Raw genomic sequence first — 21,794 nt, forward strand, 5'->3', positions numbered from 1 at the left:
CGACCGAACCCACCCGGCACAGGACTGCCGCCCGCCGCCGGGGCACCGCCCGTACCGCCCGGCGCGGCCGTGCCGCCGGGCACCGAACCGCGGCCGGCCCCGCCCGGCACCCGCGAACCCCCCAGCGCGGGGGCACGCGTGCCGCCGAAGGCGGGGGCGCCGCCGGGCGCGGCGGGCGCTCCCCCGCCGCCTGGGTTACCGGCCGGCAGGCCGTACGCGTCGGTCATGTCGTCGCCACCCTCTCCATCTCCAGCTCCACTTCCGTACCCCCGTCCGGCGCGGACCTCAGCCGGGCCGTGCCGCCGTTCCGCTGCATCCGGCCGATGATCGACTCGCGTACGCCCATCCGGTCCTCCGGCACCGCGTCCACGTCGAAGCCGGGGCCGCGGTCGCGCACGGAGATGAACACCGTGGCCCCCTCGACCTCGGCGAAGACCTGGACGGCTCCGCCGTCGCCACCGTACTTGGCCGCGTTGACCATCGCCTCGCGCGCCGCCTGTATCTGTGCGCCCAGTCTCTCGTCCAGCGGGCAGTCGCCGACCACCACCACCTCGATCGGGACGCCGTGGTGGTCCTCGACCTCCGCCGCCGTCTTCCTCACCGCCTCCGCGAGGGTGTCCGGCTCCTCGGCCTCGTCCTTACCGGTGCCCTCCGGCCGGTAGAGCCACGCGCGCAGCTCCCGCTCCTGGGCGCGGGCCAGCCGGGCCACCTCGCGGGGGTCCTCCGCGTTGCGCTGGATCAGGGTGAGGGTGTGCAGGACGGAGTCGTGGACGTGGGCCGCCACCTCCGCCCGTTCCTGCGCCCGGATACGCATCAGCCGCTCTTCGGAGAGGTCCTGCGTCATCCGCACCACATACGGGCCCGCCAGCAGTGCGATACCGACCAGGACGGCCAGGGCCGCCTGTAGTACGGCCCCCAGGTGCTTGGCCGAGCCTTGGAGGACGACGATCCCGGACACCCCGGCGGCCACCAGGACGACCCCCGTGGCGGCACGGGCCAGGGGCAGCACCCGCTTGCTGCGGCTGAGTTCGACCCACTGGGCGCGGCGGGCGTTGTCCGCCTGGCGCCAGAACAGGGCGACGCCCGCGCCGATGAGGAGGAGCGGCCAGATGTAGGTGTTGGCGCGGCCGAGGTGGAAGCCCTTGATGAAGATGCCCATGCCGACGCAGAGGGCGACGAGGGCGATGATCTGGCCCCGCTCCGGCCTGCGGGCCAGGATCCGGCGGCGGCCGTCGGGGCCCACGGTGGTGAGCGGTCGGGTGGTCGTCGTCTCCACGCCGCCGACGCCGAGCGGGACGATGAACCAGAAGAGCGCGTAGACGAGCGCGCCGAACCCCTCCGCCATGAACAACGCGACGAAGACGCCCCGTACCCAGGACACCGGAAGCCCGAGGTGCCCCGCCAGCCCTCGGGCCACACCGCCGAGGAGGCGGCCTTCGGCACTGCGGTAGAGCTTGCGCGGAGGTGGCTCCGGGGTCGTGGGGGGCACGGCGGCGGTCATGGCTCGATCGTCACACGCCCGGTCGGCCACGGGCATCAGGGTCGCCCCTGATCGTTCCCCGACCCCGGCCCGAACCCGACCCGGGCCCGGGGCCCGAACCCGGTCCGGGCCCGAACCCGACCCGGGCCCGGGGCCCGAACCCGGTCCGGGCCCGAACCCGACCCCGGTCCCGGGCTCCTGGAAACCCGCTCGCCGGGGCGGCGTTCAGTCGTCGGGGGTCGCCCGGCGCGACCGGCGGCGGAGGACGTAGCCGAGGGTCGAGGTCATGGCCGCCGCGCACAGGCCGCACAGCAGCGCCGGGAGGGCGATCTCGGGGCGGACGTCCCACTCGCCGGCCGCGTCCATCCCGTACGCGACGGCCACGCCCAGGATGACCAGGCCGGCCACCAGCTTGCCCGGCTCGAACGGATGGCGGGACCGATCGGGGGCCGGGCGGCCGCGCAGGCGACCGGGCGAGCGCCCGAGCCCATGGCCGCGCGCATCACCGAACGCGCGGCCGAACGAACGGCGCCTCATGATCGCCTCACCTCCACGGTGCCCAGCCCGACTTCCAGCTTCAGCGAGACCGTGCCCTTGGCCTCGCCGCCGCCCACCGGGTCCAGGGTGAGCTCGCGCTCCCGGCCCGGACCGACGTCGACGTTGTCCTTGTCCTTCATCTCGCCCGGAAGCCAGATGTCGCCGAGCCCGACCTCGATGTCGAGCCGCACCCGGGCGTCACGCGGAACCGTCACCTCCAGCTTGCCCACGCCCATCTCCACCCGGCTGGCAACGCTGCTGCCCGGTTCCAGGGACAGGCGGTCCAGCTTGAGCTGGGCGGCGCCGCCGCCCAGCTCATAGAGGTCGTGCACGGCGGTTTCCGAGGTCGGGGCCCAGGTGCGGCGGGCCCAGTCGGGGGTCACCGACCCGGGCAGGGCCGCCGCGCACGCCAGCAGCGCGCTCGTGAGCACCGCGAGGCACACCGTGCCGAAGCCGACCCGGCCCCAGCGGGAGCCGATGACCAGGGCGAGCCCGAAGACGCCCAGCGCGCAGGCCAGCCCGATCTCCAGGCTGGTGCCCAGCGGCTGGGAGGACCACGCCGCCCGCGCCCCCACCGCGGCGGCGGCGACCGCCAGCAGGAAGGCCCAGCCGCCGAGCGGCGCCCCGGCCCGCACCCGGCGGGCCCGCTCCGCCTTCGCCGCCGCCTTGTCGTACGGCCCGTCGTCCGGCCCCCACAGATACGAGGCGGAGCCGAGCGGCCCGGTCGTACCGTCCTTGATGATCGGGTCGCGCCACCAGGACGGGGCGGGGCCGCCCCGCGTGGGCGGGGCCTTGGTCTCGGGCGGCGCGTCGGCGACCGCCTGGGCCGTGGCCGGGTCCACCGCACCCACGCTCTGCGCCTGGCGGCGGTGGTGCGACCAGTAGCCCGCACCGGCCGCCGCGAGGGCGAGCATGAACGAGAAGTACATGACGCTGCCGTTGTTGAGCATCGACAGGAACAGCCCACAGCCCACCAGCGCCACCAGAACCGCCGTCAGCGCCGGGCCCTCGACCCGCCCCGAGAGCAGCTTGCGCCCCTCGTTCTCGTCCTCGCCGTGCAGCGGGACCAGCAGCCAGCAGAAGCCGTACCCGATCAGACCGAGGCCGCCCGCCACGGCCAGCACCGACAGCACCACCCGGAAGATCACCGGGTCCAGATCGCAGTACCGGCCGAGCCCTCCGCACACCCCCGAGATCACCTTCTGGTCACGGCTGCGCCGCAGCGGCGTGTGCGACAGGCGGGAACCGGACGCGGTCTCGGCCTCGTCCGCCACGGTGGGTGCATCGGTCATACGGCCATCGTGACAACACCGGCCGCACCCGCGACATCCGGCATGCCCCTAGGTCTTCCCTGAGATCTCCCCAGGGGCCACGGCGGCTATCGTGTCGCATCGAACGTGTGCGGGAGGGGAAAGCGGTGTCGGACGAAGGCCACCTGATAGCCGGACGTTACCGCCTGGTCGAGAAGATCGGCCGCGGCGGCATGGGCACGGTGTGGCGCGCCGAGGACGAACTGCTGGGCCGCCAGGTCGCGGTCAAGCAGCTCCATGTCTCTCCGCACCTCGCCGAGGACGAGTTGACGACGCTGCACGAACGCACCCGCCGCGAGGCGCGCAGCGCGGCCCGTATCACCCACCCCAATGTGGTCGTGGTCCACGACGTGGTGGACCACGGAGGACTGCCGTGCATCGTCATGGAGTACGTGCCCTCCACAACCCTCGCGGACCTGCTCAAGGACGGCGGCTCGATCTCCCCCGACGAGGCCGCCCGCATCGGCCGCGGCATGATCGCCGCCCTGCGCGCCGCGCACGCGGCCGGGGTGCTGCACCGGGACGTCAAGCCCGGCAATGTGCTGCTCGGCCCCGACGGCCGGGTCGTGCTCACGGACTTCGGCATCGCGATGGCCACCGGCACCTCGACGCTGACCAAGACCGGCGAGGTCGTCGGCTCCATCGACTACATCGCGCCCGAACGGGTCAGGGGCCGCAAGCCCGGTCCCGCGTCGGACCTGTGGGCGCTGGGGGCGACGCTCTACCAGGCGGTCGAGGGGCGGGCGCCGTTCCGCAGGGCCACGGCGATCGAGACGGGTTACGCGATCGCCGTCGATCCGCTGGACCCGCCGAAACAGGCGGGCCCGCTGGCTGCGTTGATCGAGCGTCTGCTGGCGAAGGAGCCGGAGCTGCGGCCCTCGGCGGAGGAGACCGAACGGGCGTTGCGGCTGCCCGCCTCGGAGGCCGACACCACATCGCTGCCGGCGCCGTCGCTCGACTCCACCACGCAGACGTCGCGGCTCGACTCCACCATGAACCTGTCGACGCGGCGGGAGCCCGGCACGCCCCCGGACCGGACCACGGGCACGACCGCGCACACTCCGCCGCACACCCCACCGCACGCGCCCACGGCTTCGGTCTCGTACCCCGTTATGCCGGCCGCGCCGAACACCACCCAGAACACCCCTCCGAACACCGCGCTGCCCCCACCCCCCGGCCCGGCTCCCGCTCCCCCTCCTCCGGCGCGGAAGACGAACCGTAAGGCGGTGTGGACCGCCGTGGGAGCCTCCCTGGCGGTCGTGGCCGTGGCGGGCGGCGTCTATGTGTTCGGCATGGACCACGACAGCGGTAAGGACAGCGGCGGGCAGTCCTCCGCCTCGGGCAGTCCGTCGGCCTCCCCGACCCCGTCGTACACCCCGCCGTCGGGCTATCACATCGTCACGGAGAAGAAGTTCGGCTTCTCCCTCCCCATCCCCGACGGCTGGTCCCGCCAGGAGAAGACCGACCCCGACGGCAACACGGTCGACAGCACCCAGGAGGTCCGCTACCTCGACCCCACCCGGATGGTCGGTCTGAGGATCAACGTCCTGGACTTCGCCTCCGCCGACCAAGTCCAGCACTTCGAGGAGGTCGAGACCGAGCTCAAGAAGGCTTACCCGGTCTACCAGCGGATGCGGATGCAGGAGACGAAGTTCCTGAACATGCCGGCGGCGGTGTGGGAGTTCAAGTTCCGCGGCTCGGAGCGGATGTTCCGCGCGATCGACCTCGGCTTCGGCAAGGAGGGCGGCAAGGAGTACGCGATCTACCTGAGCGCCCCGGACGCGGACTGGGACACCTACCGGCCGGTCTTCGACGAGGTCCGGGACGGCTTCCGCATCCTCGGCTGACGGCACAGGGCCTGGGGGCCACGCCCCACGTGAACGCCCTGCGCGAAGAGCCGCGCCCCACCTGAAGCGTCGCGAGAGCTACGTGAACAGCTGCGAGCCCTGTCGGCGCCGGCGCCTGGAGAGGGCGAGGTCCAGGGAGAGATACGGCGCCCCCGCCAGCACCAGCGGCAGCCACGCCATCAGATAGGCCAGGTCGTTGCCGTAGTAGTACGGGTCCGACTGCCAGCTGACCGTGAGCCACAGGCTCAGCGAGATCAGCGCGCCGCCGAAGGCGGCCAGGCGGGAGAGGAGGCCCACCAGAGTGCCGAGACCGACCGCCAGTTCGCCGTAGGCCATGGCGTAGCCGAAGGCGGTGGGGTCCTTGAGGGCCTGGTCGACCAGCCACGGCACGGCCGAGCTGTCCCGCACCTGACGCATCAGCTCGCCGATCGAGCCCGCGCCCGAGTCGGCCAGGAAGGCCGAGTCGGTGAGTTTGTCGAGCCCGGCGTAGACGAAGGTGACACCGAGAAAGATACGCAGCGGCAGCAGCGCGTAACGGGCGGCCGTGGCCCGCACGCCCAGGGACTGCTGCCCGCCTATGCCGCTCACACCGTTCACACTGCCGCCACTGCCCGCCGTGCCCGACCCGGCCATACGGTCCGCATGCCTCATGACGTCCGCCTCTCCCCTCGCACCGCCGCTTCGTCACCCCATCGGCAAGCCCATACGGCAAGCCCATTCGACGAAACCATACGGAGCGACGGACCGGAACAACTCAGTCCATGACGTCGATGGGATAGCGGTTGGTCTCCGCCCCCGAGGCCGTCACGACCTGCACCTCCACCCGGCCCGGCTCCACATCCACCGGGACCGGCACGGTGAGCGCGGTGTCCGTCGGGTTGCTGAAGCCCCCGGCGACCGGCACCAGGGGGACGTGGACGTGCACCGCGCCGATGCGGACGACCATCTTGGCCAGCCGGTCCGGGTCCTGGGCGCCCGGCGGGACGAAGCCGCTGCCGCGGATCTCGATGTCGTCGCCGGTGCGGATCGGGGCATCGCGGTCGATGCCGCCCTCCTCGGGGCGCACCCTCACGACGGACAGCACGGTCGGCCGGCCGCCCTCCGCGTACTTCCCGGCCAGGTACATCACCACGGACACGGCCGCCAACAGCGCCAGGCCCCACGGCAGATCGGGCAGCCGCCACGGCTCGCGGGCCAGACGGACGGCGGTGAAGGCCAGGGCCACGGTGTGGACGACCACGTACTGCACATCGGCGAAGCTGCCGCGGCCCGCGTCGTCGGTCAGCAGATCGGCGGCGCGCGGCCGCACGGCCCGCACCTTCTGCAACCGCTGGGCCCGCACCCGGGCCGCCACGACGAGCCGTGCCAGCACGGCGGTCGCACACGTCAACGCGGCGACCGTAAGGAGCCCGGCGGCGTGGTCGAGGGCCAGCCCGTCGGTCAGCCGCTGCCGGTCGCCGGGGGCCACGGCCAGCTCGATGCCGAGCACCAGCACCGCGAAGACCGCGATCAGCAGCCAGGCGGCCGCGACAGTGCGGGAGGTGGACAGGCGGTTGTCCTCGCCGACGAGCGGGGCGAGCGGACCGCCGGCGGCGTGGTGCAGCCGCGCGGCGAGGGTCAGCAGCACCGCGGTGACGACGGCGGCGGCGAGCCCGGCCGTCCGCGCGACCGACCAGCCCGCGCCGATCGCCGTGGCCAGCTGTCCGATCAACAGCGCCCCGACCACGCCCCACACCACGGACACCGTGCGCCGCCACACCCGGTCGCGCCATGCCGAGGTCTCGGCGCGGCCGCTGTCGGCGACCGAACGGGCCGCCTGGGCCAGCTCGTCCGAGACCCACTGCCGGGACGCCCCGGCCGAGTGGGCGAGCGCCTTGGGAAGGCCCTCTCCGGCCGCGAAACGCTCCCTCAGGGCCACGAACGCGGCCACGGCCCGCCGATGGCCGTCACGGGCCCCCTGAGCGCATTCACAGCCCGTGTGGCCCTTGGGGTGCCCATGGGGGCGCTGTCCTCCTGCCGTCGTGGCGTTCTCCGCCGTCTCCACCGCCACGCGGGTCGCTCCGTCGTTCACTCGTTCCGTACGGCGCCGCGAGGTCGCGCGGCACCGCCCAACTGACATGTGTTGACAGGGGATTGTGCCGCACCGCGGAAGGGGTCAGCTCAGCAGGTCCGGCTCAGCGCGGGTGATCTGGAGATACAGAGGTTGATAGTTGATCCAGGCCACAAGATCGTTTCCGAGCTGCTCACGCGTCCGCAGCGCGTCGGCGCGGTCGATGGGCACCGGTTTCCCCGACGCCTTCGCGGTCAGCTGCACCTGGGCGGCCCGCTCCATCGTGATGAACCACCACGCGGCCGCGTCCACCGAGTCCCCCACCGTCAGCAGACCGCGATTGCGCAGGATGAGGCCCTTGTGCCCGCCGAGCGCGGCGGCGATCGCGCGCCCCTCCTCCTCGTCCACGACGACCCCCGTGCTGCCCGCGTAGACCCCGTGGTCCTCGAAGAAGGCGCAAACCTCCTGAGTGATCGGCTCCAGCGGCTCACCGAGCGCGGCCAGCGCGCGGCCGTGCACCGAGCGGCTGTGCGCGACGGCCACGACGTCCGGCCGCGCCTGATGCACGGAAGAGTGAACGACGAACGCGGCCTGGTTGACGTGGCAGCGACCCTCCACCACCTGGCCCGCCCGATTGACCAGGAGCAGATCGCTCACGGTGATGTGGCCGAAGGGCATGCCGAAGGGGTTCACCCAGTAGCAGTCGGTGAACTCCGGGTCCCGCACGGTGATGTGTCCCGCGACCCCTTCCTCGTACCCGAACCGTCCGAACAGGCGCAGCGCCGCGGCCAGCCGCTCCTTGCGGTGGCGACGCTCGTCCTCGGGGGAGGCGTGCTGCGGGGGCATGGTGAACCGCAGCTGATCGGTCGGTATCGGGGTGGGGGCCTGCGGCTGGTTCGTCATGGGCAGCTCCGCTCCTCTGGGGTGCTGGAGCGGAAGCTACCTCTGGGTATCGCAGGAGGCCAGGGTCAGGGGCGGCGGCGATTGATCGCGGTGAGGTCGATCTCGATGGGGAACGGGACGGTCAGGGTGAGCTTGTCGTGGTAGATGCCGGTGGGCTGGTACGCCTTCACAGCGGGATCGAGTTCGTAGACGTAGACCACGGGCAGTCCGCGGTCCTCCTCCACCCGCCAGAAATGCGGCACACCCGCACCGGCGTACTTGCGCGGCTTGACTTCGCGGTCACGCGCCTTGGAGTCCGGCGATACGACCTCCACAGCCAAAACAACATCCTCCGGTTTGTACCAGGTGGCGTCGGGCCCGGCGTCCTTATCCGCCCGGAAGACCACGACATCGGGCTCCGGACGGTTCTTGTCGTCCAGCCTGATCGTCATCTCACGGTCGACATCCAGATAATCCGGCGCCTGCTCCAAGAGGGCGTTGTCCAGCAATCGCATCGTTCGCGAATGAAACCTGGTCTGCGGACTCACGAGGACGAGACTCCCGTCGATCAGCTCCGTGTGCGGAGGAAGATTCGGAAGCCGGTCGAGGTCGTCCGCCGTCCAGCCGCCCTCCGGCGGGCGGGGCCACTCGTACTGCTCGTCCAGCCCGTACTCGTGTGCGGCGCTCATGATTGCTCCCATGGGACGGAGTCTCGCCTCTGCGCACAGAGTACCCAGCCCAAACGGCGACGCCGCCGCCCAAACGAATGAGCGACGGCGTCGGCGTTTGACGATCAGATGACCATCCGACCCGGAGGGAGCGCGGCGGTCACTCCCACTCGATCGTGCCCGGAGGCTTGCTGGTGATGTCGAGCACCACCCGGTTGACCTGGTCGACCTCGTTCGTGATGCGGGTCGAGATCCGCGACAGCACGTCGTACGGCAGCCGCGACCAGTCCGCCGTCATCGCGTCCTCCGAGGAGACCGGGCGCAGCACGATCGGGTGGCCGTAGGTGCGGCCGTCGCCCTGGACGCCGACCGAGCGGACGTCGGCGAGCAGGACCACCGGGCACTGCCAGATGTCGCGGTCGAGACCGGCGGCGGTCAGCTCCTCGCGGGCGATGGCGTCGGCCTCCCGCAGCAGGTCCAGGCGCTCCTTGGTGACCTCGCCGACGATCCGGATGCCCAGGCCCGGCCCCGGGAAGGGCTGGCGGTGGACGATCTCCTCCGGCAGGCCGAGCTCCTGGCCGACCATCCGGACCTCGTCCTTGAACAGCCGGCGCAGCGGCTCGACGAGCTTGAACTCGATGTCGTCCGGCAGCCCGCCCACGTTGTGGTGCGACTTGATGTTGGCGGTGCCGGTGCCGCCGCCGGACTCCACGACGTCGGGGTAGAGGGTGCCCTGGACCAGGAACTCCACGTCCTCCCCGGCCGCGCCCGCCTCGGCCACCAGCTCGGCCTGGGCCTGCTCGAAGACCCGGATGAACTCCCGCCCGATGATCTTCCGCTTCTCCTCGGGGTCGGACACCCCGGCGAGCGCGGTCAGGAACCGCTCCTCGGCCTCGACGACCTTCAGCTGCACACCGGTGGCGGCCACGAAGTCCTTCTCGACCTGCTCGGACTCGCCCTTGCGCATCAGGCCGTGGTCCACGTACACGCAGGTCAGCTGGTCGCCGATGGCCCGCTGGACGAGGGCGGCGGCCACGGCGGAGTCCACTCCGCCGGACAGCCCGCAGATGGCGCGCTTGGTACCGACCTGCTCGCGGATCGCGGCCACGGACTCCTCGACCACATTGGTGGTGGTCCAGGTGGGCTCCAGGCCCGCGCCCCGGTAGAGGAAGTGCTCCAGCACCTGCTGGCCGTGGGTGGAGTGCATCACCTCGGGGTGGTGCTGTACGCCGTAGAGTTTGCGCTCGTCGCATTCGAAGGCCGCGACCGGCACCAGATCGGTGGACGCGGTGACGGTGAAGCCCTCGGGCGCCTGGGAGCAGGCGTCGCCGTGCGACATCCACACCTGCTGCTCCTCGGGGGTGCCCGCGAAGAGCGTCGAGCCGGGCTTGCTGACGGTGAGCTCCGTACGGCCGTACTCACGCGCCCCGGTGTTGTCCACGGTGCCGCCGAGCGTCGTGGCCATCAGCTGGAAGCCGTAGCACATGCCGAAGACCGGGATGCCCGCCTCGAAGATCGCGCGGTCGAGGGTGGGCGCGCCCTCGGCGTAGACCGACGAGGGGCCGCCGGAGAGGATGATCGCCTTCGGCTTCTTGGCAAGCATCTCGGCCACCGGCATGGTGGACGGAACGATCTCGCTGTAGACCCGGGCCTCACGGACCCTCCGGGCGATGAGCTGGGCGTACTGCGCGCCGAAGTCGACGACCAGGACGGTGTCGGGGGCGGCAGCAGGGGACGCTGATGGCACTTCGGCGGCCTTCCGGCGGTGGTGGCGTGCGGTGGAACTGTCTGCGGCGGGACCGCAGGTTTGGACTTTCGATTCTAACGGGCTCATAATCGACGCCATGTCCACGCGCATGACCTTCGTCTTTACCTATGGCACCGGCCCGTCCGGCTGCCATGGTCGTGCTGCGTAAACACTGACAGCGACTTCCCAGGCGCCCCGGGCCGGCAAAGGCCCGGGGCGCTGTTGTCTTTCCTCCGGGTCCCGGCCGGATTCCAGGGCTCCGTGACACGGACCAGGAGATACGGACATGAGCAGCGGTACGGCCCCGGAGAGCACCGAGATGATCAGCACTGCCCGGGAGCGGATCGACGCCCTCGACGGACAGATCCTCGATCTCGTCCGGGAGCGGATGGCCGTCTCGGCCGCCATCCAGGAGGCCCGGATCGCGGCGGGCGGGCGGCGGGTGCAGCTCTCCCGCGAGATGGAGATCCTCGACCGCTACCGGCAGCGGCTCGGCAAGCCCGGTACGACGCTCGCCATGACGCTGCTGGAGCTGTGCCGGGGCCGCGTCTGAGGCGGGGCCGGGCCAAAGCAGGGCCGGGCCAAAGCGGGGACCGGGGCCGAGGCGGGGCCGGACCCTGCCGGACAGGCTTAGGGCCCCGGGGGCGCCCTAACGGGGCGGGCGCCTCCGGGGCCCTAGGCGGTCAGCACCGGCGTCAGGGCAGCGCCGGTGCCGAGAAGCGGCGCCGGGGGGTTGCGCCGCCGGCTTCCGGGTCCCGTATCTCTGGGGTGTCTGGACGGCGTACGCCCGCGTGGTCCGACCAATGTCGGGGGGTGTCCGGGGGCGTTCTCGCTCTCAGCATCGTGGTGGATGCCAAGCGCCGGGCGCAACTGTTTCGACCGGATACGGTCGGCCCCAGGCGTCCCCGGGACCGGCCGTCCTTGAGGTGGTGACCGGGCTGCTGTCCCCTGCCGACCGGTCACCTCGCCGAAGCGAGGTCCCACGACGCGCCGCCTGAATCACCACAGGGGCCGCGTCTCATCGCTACGGCGGATATGAGCCACGCGTGGATTCTCTCCGGACCGCTCCTGGCTGGCGCGGCACCGGGCACAACGAGCCCGCTCACGGGCCGGTCACCCGCCGTACGGGTGATGACGTGCGGAACCGAGCACCCCATGCGGATTCTGTGACCATTCTGTGAGCAACCGGGAGCGCAACCTTTCAGCCATTGGCCTGGTCATGTACGTGCAAACGCACGGCCATCCCGCGTCCCCACCGCGACGGCCTTCCACACGCGTATCCGCCCACCACAGCGATACGTACGGACCCAGAGAGGTCTTCATGAAGCTTCGCCGCGCCCTGGCGGCCGCCGCAGCAACGGCCGCCATAGCCCCTGCCGCGCTCCTCGCGGCCCCCGCCGCCTTCGCGGATGAGCCGACGGACAGCCCGTCGTCGACCGCCTCCGAGACCGTCACGCCGTCCCCTGACGACCCGACGACGGCGCCGACGGAGACCGCTCCGACCGACGAGCCCACCACCCCGGCGCCGTCCGCGACCGACACCCAGGCTCCGACCCCCACTGACGAGCCCACCGACAAGCCCACTGACAAGCCCACCGAGACCACCACCCCGACCCCCGGGCCGACCGAGGAGCCGGGCGGGGAGTGCGCGGACGACGGGGACTACAACGAGGACCCCGACCTCAGCACGACCCTGGTCGGCCTGCCGTCGAAGGTCGTGGCGGGCAGCGGCTTCCACGGCTTCACGTACCAGGTGAAGAACGACTCGGACCGCACCTACCAGCGGGTCGACTTCGGGCTCTTCGCGGGCACGGTGCACGAGTCCGCCCCCGACGGCACGGGCACGTACCTGACCCTCCAGTACAAGGACCCCGAGTCCGGCGCCTGGAAGGCGATCTCCACCGACGAGAACGACCCGGGCTCCGGCTACATCGGCTACACCGATGTGCGTCCGCACGAGACCCTTACGGTCGACCTCCGGCTGAGCGTCGCCAAGAGCGCGCCCGAGGGCTTCGGCTACGCCATCAGCGTCGGGGTGTACGCGGACGACGAGGGCAACTGCGCCTACTCGACCGGTGAGTACTACGAGTTCGACGTGCTCAAGGCGGGTTCGAAGCCGGGCGAGGTGCCGCCGGCCGACCCGAAGCCGCAGGGCGGGAAGAAGCCGCTGCCGCACAAGCCGGAAGGCGACACGGAGATCAGCCCGAAGGGCAGCCTGGCCGAAACCGGTTCCTCCTCCGCGCTGCCGATGATCGCCGTGATCGGCGGGGTGGCGATGGCCGCCGGCGGAGGCGCGGTCTTCGTGGTCCGTCGCCGTCGCGCCACGGTCTGACGGTCCCGGACGCCAGGGGCGGGGCGGACGCCGGCCCGCCCCTGGCGCTCACGCCGGACCGCTCGCGCCGGGCCGCTCGCAGGACTCCTCACGCGGAGGCCGGCGGGACCTTCGGCACCGGCAGCAAGGGGAGCCTCAGCGCCCCGAAGGCGTCCGCCGGTACGGCCGGACTGCGGGGCGGCACGGGCTGAAGGCGCTCGTACGGCGCCTCCGGGGACGGACGCGGGTCGGGCTCGCCCTTGTTGGGCCACAGGGACATCGCACGTTCGGCCTGGGCCGTGATGGTCAGGGACGGGTTGACGCCTAGGTTGGCCGAGACGGCGGAGCCGTCGACCACATGGATGCCCGGATGCCCGTAGAGACGGTGGTACGGGTCGATGACGCCCTCCCGCGGGGACGCGCCGATCGGGCAGCCGCCGAGGAAGTGGGCGGTCAGCGGGGTGCCGATCAGCTCGCCGACGTTGCTGCCCGCGAAACCGTTGATCGAGGCGGCGATGTGGCGGGCGGCCTCGGCGCCTTCGGGGATGTGGTCGGGGTTGGGCTCGCCGTGGCCCTGGCGGGCGGTGAGCAGGCCCTTCCCCGGCCCCTTCGGCTTGCGGTAGGTGGTCAGCGAGTTGTCGTGCGTCTGCATAACCAGGCCGATGATGGTCCGCTCGGACCAGCGGCGGTTGGACAGCGAGCGCACCGCCAGGGTGGGGTGCCGGAGGTTGGCGCCCAGGAAGCGCAGCCAGCGCGGGAGACGGCCGCCGTCGGGGATCTGGAGGACGGAGAGCAGCCCCATCGCGTTGGAGCCCTTGCCGTAGCGGACGGGCTCGATATGGGTGGTCTCGTTCGGGTGGATGGACGAGGTGATCGCGACACCCCGGGTGAAGTCCGCTCGCCGCTCGCCGCGCCGGGCGCGGCGGTAGCGCCGGTCGGTGGTCTGCGCGCCCACCAGGGCCTCGGAGTTGGTGCGGGTGAGGACGCCGAGCCGGTCCGAGACGCGCGGCAGCAGCCCCTTGTCCCGCATCGTGTGCAGCAGCGTCTGGGTGCCGTACGTACCGGCGGCGAGGACGACGTACCGGGAACGCAGGGTCTTGGGCTTGCCCTTACGGCGGTTGTCGGTCGGCACGGTGGTGACCGTGTAGCCGCCGAGCGGATCGTCCTCCAGGGCGACGACGGTCGTCATCGGGTGGACCACGGCACCGGCCCGCTCGGCGAGGTGGAGATAGTTCTCGTTGAGGGTGTTCTTGGCGCCGTGGCGGCAGCCGGTCATGCACTCACCGCACTCCGTGCACGCCGTACGGGCCGGGCCCGCGCCGCCGAAGTACGGATCGGGGACCGTCTGGCCCGGCTCGGCCCTCGGAGGGTCGGCGCCCTCCCCGCCCTCCCCGCCGACGGCGTCGTGACCGTCGCCGAAGAAGACTCCCACGGGCGCCATGTGGAAGGTGTCCCCCACGCCCATCTTCTCGGCGGCCGCCTTGAGGTGCACATCGGAGGGGGTGACGGTGTGGTTGAGGCGCGCCCCGAGCATCCGCCGCGCCTGGTCGTAGTACGGCCGCAGTTCGTCCTGCCAGTCGGTGATGTGCCCCCACTGGCGGTCCCGGAAGAACGGCTCGGGCGGTACGTAGAGCGTGTTGGCGTAGTTGAGCGAACCGCCCCCGACCCCGGCGCCCGCCAGCACCATGACCTTGCCGAGGAGGTGGATGCGCTGGATGCCGAAGCAGCCGAGGGCCGGGGCCCAGAGGTAGTTGCGGAGGTCCCAGGAGCTTTTGGGCAGGGTGTCCCGGGTGAAGCGGCGGCCCGCCTCGAGGACGCCGACCCGGTAGCCCTTCTCGGCCAGGCGCAGGGCCGATACGGACCCCCCGAAGCCCGAGCCGACCACGATCACGTCGTAGTCGAAGTCCTCGTCGTGCTCGGGCCCTTGCTCCCGGTTGTGGGCAGACTTCTCCCCTGGCACTGGTACCTCCATTGGAATGTGCTGGTCAGCGCAGGCGCAGTGCCTTGAGCGCGCGCAGGCTGCGGGTCATGAAGGCCGCGTACTTCTCGTCCGTCATCCCGAAGGCCGGGCCGAGCGGCAGCAGCCGCTGCTGGGCGACGGTCTGTGCCTCGGTGAATCTGAGGATGCCCTCGGAGCCATGGCGGCGGCCGAGTCCGGAGTCGCCCATGCCGCCCATGGGAGAGGCGGTGCTGCCGAAGGCGGCGGCGTAGCTCTCGTTGACGTTGACCGTGCCCGCGCGCAGCCGGGCGGCGAGCGCGCGTCCGCGCCGGGCGTCCTTGGTCCAGACGCTGGCGTTCAGACCGTAAGGAGTGGCGTTGACGCGCTCGACCGCGTCGTCCTCGTCGCTGAAGCGGTAGACGGAGACGACCGGGCCGAAGGTCTCCTCGGTGCACACGGCCATCGGGGACTCCACGCCGTCCAGGATCGTCGGCTCGTAGAAGTACGGGCCGATGTCGGGGCGCGGGCGGCCGCCGGCGAGCACCGTGGCGCCCTTGGAGACGGCCTCGTCCACATGGCGGGTGACGGTGTCCAGCTGGCGCTGTGAGACCAGTGAGCCCATCTCCGCGCCGTACGCGAGGGCGGTGCCGAGCCGCATGGCCCTCGTGCGGGCCACGAAGCGCTCCAGGAAGGCGTCCGCGACCGACTCGTGGACGTACAGCCGCTCCATGGAGATGCACAGCTGTCCGGCGGAGGCGAAGCTGCCGCGCACCGCGCCGTCGACCGCGCGGGCGAGGTCGGCGTCGCGCAGCACCAGCATGGCGTTCTTACCGCCGAGTTCGAGGGAGCAGCCCACCAGGCGGGCGGCGGCGGCCTGGGCCACCTCGCGGCCGGTGCGGGTGGAGCCGGTGAACGAGACGTAGTCGGCGTGCTCGACCACGGCGGGGCCGACCACCGGGCCGTCCCCGAGCACGACCTGCCACACCCCGGCCGGCAGTCCGGCCTCCACCATCAGCTCACGCGCCCACAGGGCGGACAGGGCGGTCTCGGTGTCGGGCTTCATCACGACGGCGTTGCCCGCCACGAAGGCGGGCATCGCATCGCCCACGGAGAGCTGGAGGGGGTAGTTCCAGGGCGCTATGAGGCCGACGACCCCGCGCGGCTGGCGCAGTTCGGTGACCTTGGTGAGGGTGGGCACGGCACCCAGGTGCCCCTTGGGGTGCAGATAGGCGGGCGCCTTACGGCCGTAATGGCGGGCGACCGCGGAGACGCCCTGGATCTCCTCGTGGGCGTGCAGCCGGGTCTTCCCGGTCTCCAGCTGGATGAGGTCCAGGATCTCCGGCTGGCGGCGCAGCAGCAGATCGTGGAAGCGCAGGAGGACGGCGGCGCGCCGGCGGACGGGGGTCGCGGCCCAGGCCCGCTGGGCGGCGCGGGCGTTGTCGAAGGCGGTGACGACGTCCTCGGGGGTGGCCTCGGGCAGGCCGGAGGCGAGGACCTCCCCGGTGAACGGGGTGTGGCTGACGGTGGTGCCGCTGCCGACGACGCCCCGGGTGAGCCGGGTGATCAGCTCGGGCGTGACGACGTCGGCGGCGGTGCGGGTGCCTTGGGGGGCGACCGGGTTGCCGGTGGCGCCCCGCGTGGTGTGCGAGTCCGTCATGGGGGCGAGAGTAGGCCCGCCCGGCGGCTTTGGGTACCCGGCGGTAACAACTTTCCGCCGACGGCCCCGGCCGGACCCGCCCCACGCGCTCAGAGCTTTTCGATCTTCAGATTCCGCACGATCTCCTCGTACAGCTTCTCGCCGTCCTTCAGGGCGTCACCGGCGGCGGGCATGGTGACCGTCAGATCCCAGGCGACCTTGTTCTTGTTGACGTAGAGGTGATCGCGCTTCAGGTACCGGACCGGGTTCTTGTCACTGCTGGTGCCGTACGGCAGGTAGGTGGTGGTCACCTCCCGCGCCTCCTGCCCCTGCTGCTCGGTCTCGGCCGTCTCGCTCTTGGCGTCCTCCACGGTCGACGCGCCGCCGTCCTTGTAGAAGGCGACGATCTGCTCCGCCGCGGCGTTCACGTCCACCGGGTCGTTCTCGCCGTCCGGTGTGGAACGCCTCAGGGACACCGTGAAGACCCCACTGGGGTCGTAGAAGGTGACCAGCGGGTTGTCCGAGTCGCTGTCGTCCTGCACCCGCCGGTACTCGCCGGGCACGGCCAGCGAGGCGCCCACCACATCGCGCTCCTCCCGGACCGTCCAGCCCGACGGCAGCCCCTCACCGCCGAACGGCCCCGTGACCACCAGCACCAGGGCGGCGGCCACCACCAGCACCAGACCGCCCAGCCCGAGCTGCGCCTTACGGTTCTTGTGCAGGATGGGCGGTACGAAGCGGTTGCCGGCGGGCGGCCGGGCACCACCCGGCGCGTATCCGGCCGTGCCGAGCACCGTGGGCACCGGCCGCGGCTCCCGCGCCGCCGCCTGTAGGGCCTGCCGCACCTCGGGGGCCGCCGGGCGCATCGCCGGGTCCTTGCGCAGCAGCTGCATGATCAGCGTGCCGAGCGGCCCGGTGGCGCGCGCGGGGACCTGCGGTTCGGAGCCGAGCACGGCCTGGAGGGTCGCGGGGCTGTGGGAGCGGCGGAACGGCGACATGCCCTCCACCGCCGCGTACAGCACGACGCCGAGCGACCACAGGTCGGACTCCGGCCCCGGCCGCTGCCCCAGCACCCGCTCCGGCGCGACGAATTCGGGCGAGCCGACGAACCCGCCCGTCTCGGTGAGCCCCTGCTCGCCCTCGATCTGCGCGATGCCGAAGTCGGTGAGCACCACCCGGTCGCTCCGGCCGAGCAGCACGTTGTCCGGCTTCACATCGCGGTGCAGCACGCCCGCCTCATGGGCCGCCGCCAGCGCGCCGAGCACGGCGAGGCCGATACGGGCCGCCTCGCGCGGATCGAGCGTGCCCTCCATCAGCCGGTCGCCCAGCGAGTGGCCGCGCACCAGCTCCATCACGATCCAGGGGCGGCCGTCCTCGACCACCACGTCGTGGACGGTGACGACCGAGGGGTGGTCGATCCGGGCCGCGGCGCGCGCCTCGCGCTCCATCCGCTGGTAGACGGTCTGCCGCTCGCGCTCGGGGAGATGGTCGGGGACGCGCGGCTCCTTGACCGCCACATCGCGGTCCACGACCTGGTCGTGCGCCCGCCAGACGGTGCCCATGCCGCCGTGGCCGAGCCGGGAGACCAGCCGATAGCGGCCGCCGATGAGCCGCCCGCTGTCCGGGTCCTGCGCCCCGGCGGCGGGCTGCCGCCCGGCGGGCGGCTGGGCCCCCTGCTGGTGACCGGCGGCCGGCTGGGCTCCCTGGTGCGCACCGGCGAACTGCGTCGGCTCGTACGCGTGCTGCCCCGGGCGCGCCGTCCCGGGCGCCCGGTCCGGCTGCTGGAACGCCTCGGGTGGCGGCTGGGGCGCCGGCACCGGGGCGGTCGGCGCATGCGGCGGCCGCAGGCTGTAGCTGGTGGGCTCGTTCGCCCGTCCCCCGTCGTTCGTCATGGGCTCATCATTACCCACGAGGTGGGACCGCCCGCCACCCGCGAGGAGGCCGCCGCGGGCGCTCGTGACAAAGCCGTTGCGACGCCGCTCAGTTCGCCGCGCCGACACCCCTGAACGTGGCGACAGCGGTGTCGAAATGCCGCTTGCCCACGGACTTTTCGTTCACCGGCGCGGAAAGCCAGACGTCATACATTTTGCCGCCCTCGTTCCAGCTGAGGTCGTAGGTCTGGCGGGAGCCCCCGTCGTCGGCCGAACCGTTCCAGATGAACGCCCAGAGGGCGGCGGGACGGCCGTTGTGCTCCGTTTCGATGACCTGGCCGCTGCGGTAGCCCGGATAGTTCTGCGGCCCCTTGGCGTCCGCCTGCCGGCTCAGCCCGAGCGGGCCCTCGGGGCTCTGCTCCTGGACGTGGACCCCGATCCGGAACTCCATACCGGGCGAGTTGTAGTAGACCCGGGGCGGCTTGTACTCGCGGTCGAACCCCTCGGGCACCGAGAGCGAGAACCCGAGCGGGTCCTTGACCTGCTCATAGCCCTCGGTGGAATAGCCCTCGGAGGCCCCGGCGGACGGGCTCGACGTGGGATCGGCGGTCTTCGACGCGGTCTGCGACGGCCGCCCGGAGGCACTCGGTCCGCGCGAGCCGTCGGAGGAGTCCGAACGTCCCTTGTCGCCGGGCGCGTCCGCCTGGTCGCTCGTCCCCGCACCGCTGTCCCCGTCCCTCAGCAGCGCCACGCCACCCACGCCCGCCCCCGCCAGCGCGACCACCGCGACGGCCACCATCAGGACGGTGCTGCCCCGGCGGGCACGCCCGGAGCGGGACGGCCGGGCGGCGGCGGCCTGAACGGGAGCGGGAGCGGGGACGGGCGCGGGAGGCGGCACGGGTACGGACCCGGAGGCCGGGCGGGCGTCGTTCGTGACCGGCACACCGGGCTGGGTCGGGGTGTACTCCAGCGGGATCTCCGGGGTGTCCCCCACCTCCTGGAACATCCGCAGCATCCGCTCGACCTCGTCGGCGCTCAGCCGCTGCTCCGGATCGCGCTGCAACAACCCCTCGATGAGCGGCTTCAGCGCCCCTGCGGCCTCGGGGACGGCGATCTCCTCGAAGACGACGGCGTGCAGCACCGCGGCCAGGGATTCGCGGTGGAACGGGGACTCGCCGCCCAGCAGTGTGCAGAGCAGCACCCCGAGCGACCACAGGTCCGACTCCGGACCCGTGCGGCGCCCCGACATCCGCTCCGGCGCGGTGTATTCGGGCGAGCCCACGAACGAGCCGGTCTCGGTGATCGTGGTGGACCCGGTGACCTGCGCGATGCCGAAGTCCGTCAGCACCACCCGCCCGGTGCCCGACTCCACCAGCACATTGGCGGGTTTGATGTCCCGGTGCAGCACCCCGCGTGCGTGCGCCGCGCGCAACGCGCCCAGCAGCGCGGTCGCGATCCGAGCCGCCTCCCGCGCCTCGACGGGCCCGTCGGTGCCCAGCCGGTCGGCGAGCGAGCACCCGTCGACCAACTCCATGACGATCCAGGCGCAGTCGTCCTCCTCGATCACATCGTGGAGGACGATCACGTTCGGATGCTTGATCTGTGCGACGGTCCGGGCCTCGCGCAGGGTGCGCTCGCCGCGCAATCGCGAGTCCAGGCCCGCGAGCCCCTCGTCCACGTGGAGTTCCTTGACCGCGACAGCACGGCCCAGGAGTTCGTCGACGGCCCGCCAGACCGTGCCCATTCCGCCGCGTCCGAGCCGTGTGACCAGCCGGTAGCGATTGGCGATCAGACAGCCTTCTCCCCCGGTACCCATGGCCTCATCTTGCCTCACCCCGCCGAAGCCCTCGAACACCGGACCGCCGGCCCGCCCCCACGGGCGATTGAGCGTGCGCGCGGCGTACGGAAATGTAAGGCATGCCGATGTCAAGGGGGGCGGACCGCGGCCGCCCCCCATCGGGCACAAAGGTGGGCCGCCCCGCGGCGGGGGTCCACGGGGCGGCCAGTCAAAGGGGCGCGTCAGACGGTGCGCCCGTCGGCGGTCGGGTCAGCCGGTGACCTTCCACGTGCGGGAGCCGCTCAGCAGCTTGCGCAGTGCGGGGTCCCGCACCGCGTCCGTGTCGTCCGTCGCCTTGGCGGTGACGGTGTGGCTCGCGCCGTCGGCCGGGACGCCCAGGGTGGCCGGGGTGACGCTCGCCTTACCGTTCGCGGCGGTGACCCGGGTCCCGTCCACGTACCAGGTGAGCGAGGCGCTCTGCGGGACGTCCACCTCGATACCGGCCGACCGTTTGAGGGCCGTGGCGGTGGCGTTACGGCTGCTGAGCACACTCGCGTGGCGGTAGAAGCCCGCGATCATCGCCTCGCGGCCGGGGAGGCTGAACTCGCGGCCCAGGGTGCGCATGATCGAGTTGTCCGTGGGGCGGTTGATGCCCTTGGGGTAGTAGCGGCCGCCCTCGTAGACGCCGACCGTGCCGCCGTCGGGTGAGGTCTGGCCGATCCAGCGGTACCACTTCTTCTGCTGGGCGGTCAGCTGCGCCGCGGTCAGCGTGGTGGCGTTGGCCTCGCTCGGCTCGGCGCCGGTGTAGGTGCCGTAGTCCGCGTAGAAGTACTCGTCGGCCAGCTTGCCGAGCGAGTGGCCGGTCTCGTGGACCGCGATCTGGTCGGAGTCGGCGTGGTCGGAGGAGGCGGTGGCGATGCCGTCGTAGCCGACCTTCGAGGTGAGGGTGTAGCCCGCACCGCCGTATTTGGTGGAGTTGGACAGGACGACCACCAGATCGGCCTGCGGCGCCTTGGCCGCGTACGACTCGACCTTGGCGGTGTCGACGCACAGCAGCCGCTCGATACCGTCGCACCAGAAGTACGAGCCCAGGGCGGTGTCCTTGACGACGTCCTTGGACGGGTCGCCGGAGACGCCGGACTGGTTGGAGACGGCGTCCACGGTCCAGACGTTGAACAGGTCCTGGTACGAGGCGTACGGCTGCACGGCCGACATCTGCGCCCACTTGGAGCGCGCGTCGGTGTGGAAGTCCTCCTGCTGGCTCGCGGTGTAGCCGTCGCCGATGAAGACGACGTCGAGCTTGTCGGCCGTGGTGCCGTTGCTGATGAGCGAGGAGACGTCGCCGTCGGCGGCGGCCTCGGCGGCGGACAGCGGGCGGGCGGCGCTGGTCAGCCGCTCGGGGGCGGCCGCCGGGATCTCGGTGTGGCGGGGGTGGCCACCCGGTCCGGTGAAGTACTCCACGTCCAGGGTGCGCTGGCCGGCGGAGGGGCCGGCCGGTCCGCCGGGGTGTGGTGATCCCGGCGAGGCCGTGGCCGGTGCGGTCATGGCGACGGCCGCCGCCAAGGCGATGCCTCCGGCGACGGCCGCGGTGCGCAGGGAGATGCGGTTGCGTATGCGTCTGCGCACAGTGACTCCCCAAGTCTCCGTCATAAGCGGCCAGTTAAGCAAAGTTAATGCGCCGCTCAACCTAAAGGGGGCCGGAGGGTCTGGGCAATGGGTATTAGGGATGTCGCTAGGAA

The 21,794-nt window shown here is 72.1% G+C and carries 16 protein-coding genes; 3 read left to right on the plus strand and 13 right to left on the minus strand.

What is annotated here, in order from left to right; all coding sequences use genetic code 11:
* Nucleotides 1-223: 223 nt before the first annotated feature.
* From N6H00_RS17585 to N6H00_RS17595, 3 genes are all read right to left on the minus strand, one after another.
* The gene (locus tag N6H00_RS17585) at nt 224-1,501 is read right to left on the minus strand and encodes an ATP-binding protein (protein WP_268972691.1); all 1,278 of its coding nucleotides are present in this window, start codon (nt 1,499-1,501) and stop codon (nt 224-226) included.
* A 204-nt stretch (nt 1,502-1,705) separates the two neighbouring features.
* On the minus strand, nt 1,706-2,017 hold the full coding sequence (locus N6H00_RS17590; RefSeq protein WP_268972692.1) for a hypothetical protein: 312 nt from the start codon (nt 2,015-2,017) through the stop codon (nt 1,706-1,708).
* Nucleotides 2,014-3,309: a PspC domain-containing protein gene (locus N6H00_RS17595; RefSeq protein ID WP_268972693.1), complete on the minus strand. Its 1,296-nt coding sequence runs from the start codon at nt 3,307-3,309 to the stop codon at nt 2,014-2,016. Before N6H00_RS17595 ends, N6H00_RS17590 begins: the two co-directional genes overlap by 4 nt.
* Nucleotides 3,310-3,434: 125 nt before the next feature.
* Between N6H00_RS17595 and N6H00_RS17600 the strand changes: the two genes are divergently transcribed.
* Complete coding sequence (locus N6H00_RS17600) at nt 3,435-5,174, plus strand: serine/threonine-protein kinase (RefSeq protein ID WP_268972694.1); 1,740 nt, start codon at nt 3,435-3,437, stop codon at nt 5,172-5,174.
* Between the two features lie 78 nt (nt 5,175-5,252).
* Here N6H00_RS17600 and N6H00_RS17605 read toward each other — a convergent pair whose 3' ends face one another.
* The 5 genes from N6H00_RS17605 to guaA all read right to left on the minus strand — a co-directional run bounded on the left by N6H00_RS17605 (nt 5,253) and on the right by guaA (nt 10,521).
* On the minus strand, nt 5,253-5,825 hold the full coding sequence (locus N6H00_RS17605) for a DoxX family protein (RefSeq protein ID WP_268972695.1): 573 nt from the start codon (nt 5,823-5,825) through the stop codon (nt 5,253-5,255).
* Nucleotides 5,826-5,928: 103 nt separating this feature from the next.
* Nucleotides 5,929-7,224, minus strand: coding sequence for a hypothetical protein (locus N6H00_RS17610; RefSeq protein WP_443073223.1), 1,296 nt, complete (start codon nt 7,222-7,224; stop codon nt 5,929-5,931).
* A gap of 105 nt (nt 7,225-7,329) precedes the next feature.
* Nucleotides 7,330-8,127: a class II aldolase/adducin family protein gene (locus N6H00_RS17615; protein ID WP_268972697.1), complete on the minus strand. Its 798-nt coding sequence runs from the start codon at nt 8,125-8,127 to the stop codon at nt 7,330-7,332.
* Nucleotides 8,128-8,192: 65 nt separating this feature from the next.
* Complete coding sequence (locus N6H00_RS17620) at nt 8,193-8,795, minus strand: Uma2 family endonuclease (protein WP_268972698.1); 603 nt, start codon at nt 8,793-8,795, stop codon at nt 8,193-8,195.
* A 139-nt stretch (nt 8,796-8,934) separates the two neighbouring features.
* Nucleotides 8,935-10,521: a glutamine-hydrolyzing GMP synthase gene (guaA, locus tag N6H00_RS17625; RefSeq protein ID WP_268972699.1), complete on the minus strand. Its 1,587-nt coding sequence runs from the start codon at nt 10,519-10,521 to the stop codon at nt 8,935-8,937.
* A 286-nt stretch (nt 10,522-10,807) separates the two neighbouring features.
* Here guaA and N6H00_RS17630 point away from each other — a divergent pair, with 286 nt between their 5' ends.
* Both N6H00_RS17630 and N6H00_RS17635 read left to right on the plus strand, forming a co-directional pair.
* Complete coding sequence (locus N6H00_RS17630; RefSeq protein WP_268972700.1) at nt 10,808-11,074, plus strand: chorismate mutase; 267 nt, start codon at nt 10,808-10,810, stop codon at nt 11,072-11,074.
* Between the two features lie 768 nt (nt 11,075-11,842).
* Complete coding sequence (locus tag N6H00_RS17635) at nt 11,843-12,853, plus strand: LAETG motif-containing sortase-dependent surface protein (protein ID WP_268972701.1); 1,011 nt, start codon at nt 11,843-11,845, stop codon at nt 12,851-12,853.
* Between the two features lie 88 nt (nt 12,854-12,941).
* Here the strand turns inward: N6H00_RS17635 and N6H00_RS17640 are convergent, their stop codons facing one another.
* From N6H00_RS17640 to N6H00_RS17660, 5 genes are all read right to left on the minus strand, one after another.
* The gene (locus N6H00_RS17640) at nt 12,942-14,804 is read right to left on the minus strand and encodes a GMC oxidoreductase (RefSeq protein ID WP_443072974.1); all 1,863 of its coding nucleotides are present in this window, start codon (nt 14,802-14,804) and stop codon (nt 12,942-12,944) included.
* 13 nt (nt 14,805-14,817) lie between these two features.
* Complete coding sequence (locus N6H00_RS17645; RefSeq protein ID WP_268972702.1) at nt 14,818-16,428, minus strand: succinic semialdehyde dehydrogenase; 1,611 nt, start codon at nt 16,426-16,428, stop codon at nt 14,818-14,820.
* Nucleotides 16,429-16,517: 89 nt separating this feature from the next.
* Nucleotides 16,518-18,299, minus strand: a complete 1,782-nt coding sequence (locus tag N6H00_RS17650; protein ID WP_268972703.1) for a serine/threonine-protein kinase — start codon at nt 18,297-18,299, stop codon at nt 16,518-16,520.
* 88 nt (nt 18,300-18,387) lie between these two features.
* Nucleotides 18,388-20,094, minus strand: a complete 1,707-nt coding sequence (locus N6H00_RS17655; protein WP_268972704.1) for a serine/threonine-protein kinase — start codon at nt 20,092-20,094, stop codon at nt 18,388-18,390.
* 231 nt (nt 20,095-20,325) lie between these two features.
* Nucleotides 20,326-21,681: a M64 family metallopeptidase gene (locus tag N6H00_RS17660; RefSeq protein WP_268972705.1), complete on the minus strand. Its 1,356-nt coding sequence runs from the start codon at nt 21,679-21,681 to the stop codon at nt 20,326-20,328.
* Nucleotides 21,682-21,794: the final 113 nt, after the last annotated feature.

Origin of the sequence: Streptomyces sp. S465 (assembly GCF_026898115.1) — a bacterium.
Lineage (GTDB): Bacteria > Actinomycetota > Actinomycetes > Streptomycetales > Streptomycetaceae > Streptomyces > Streptomyces luomodiensis.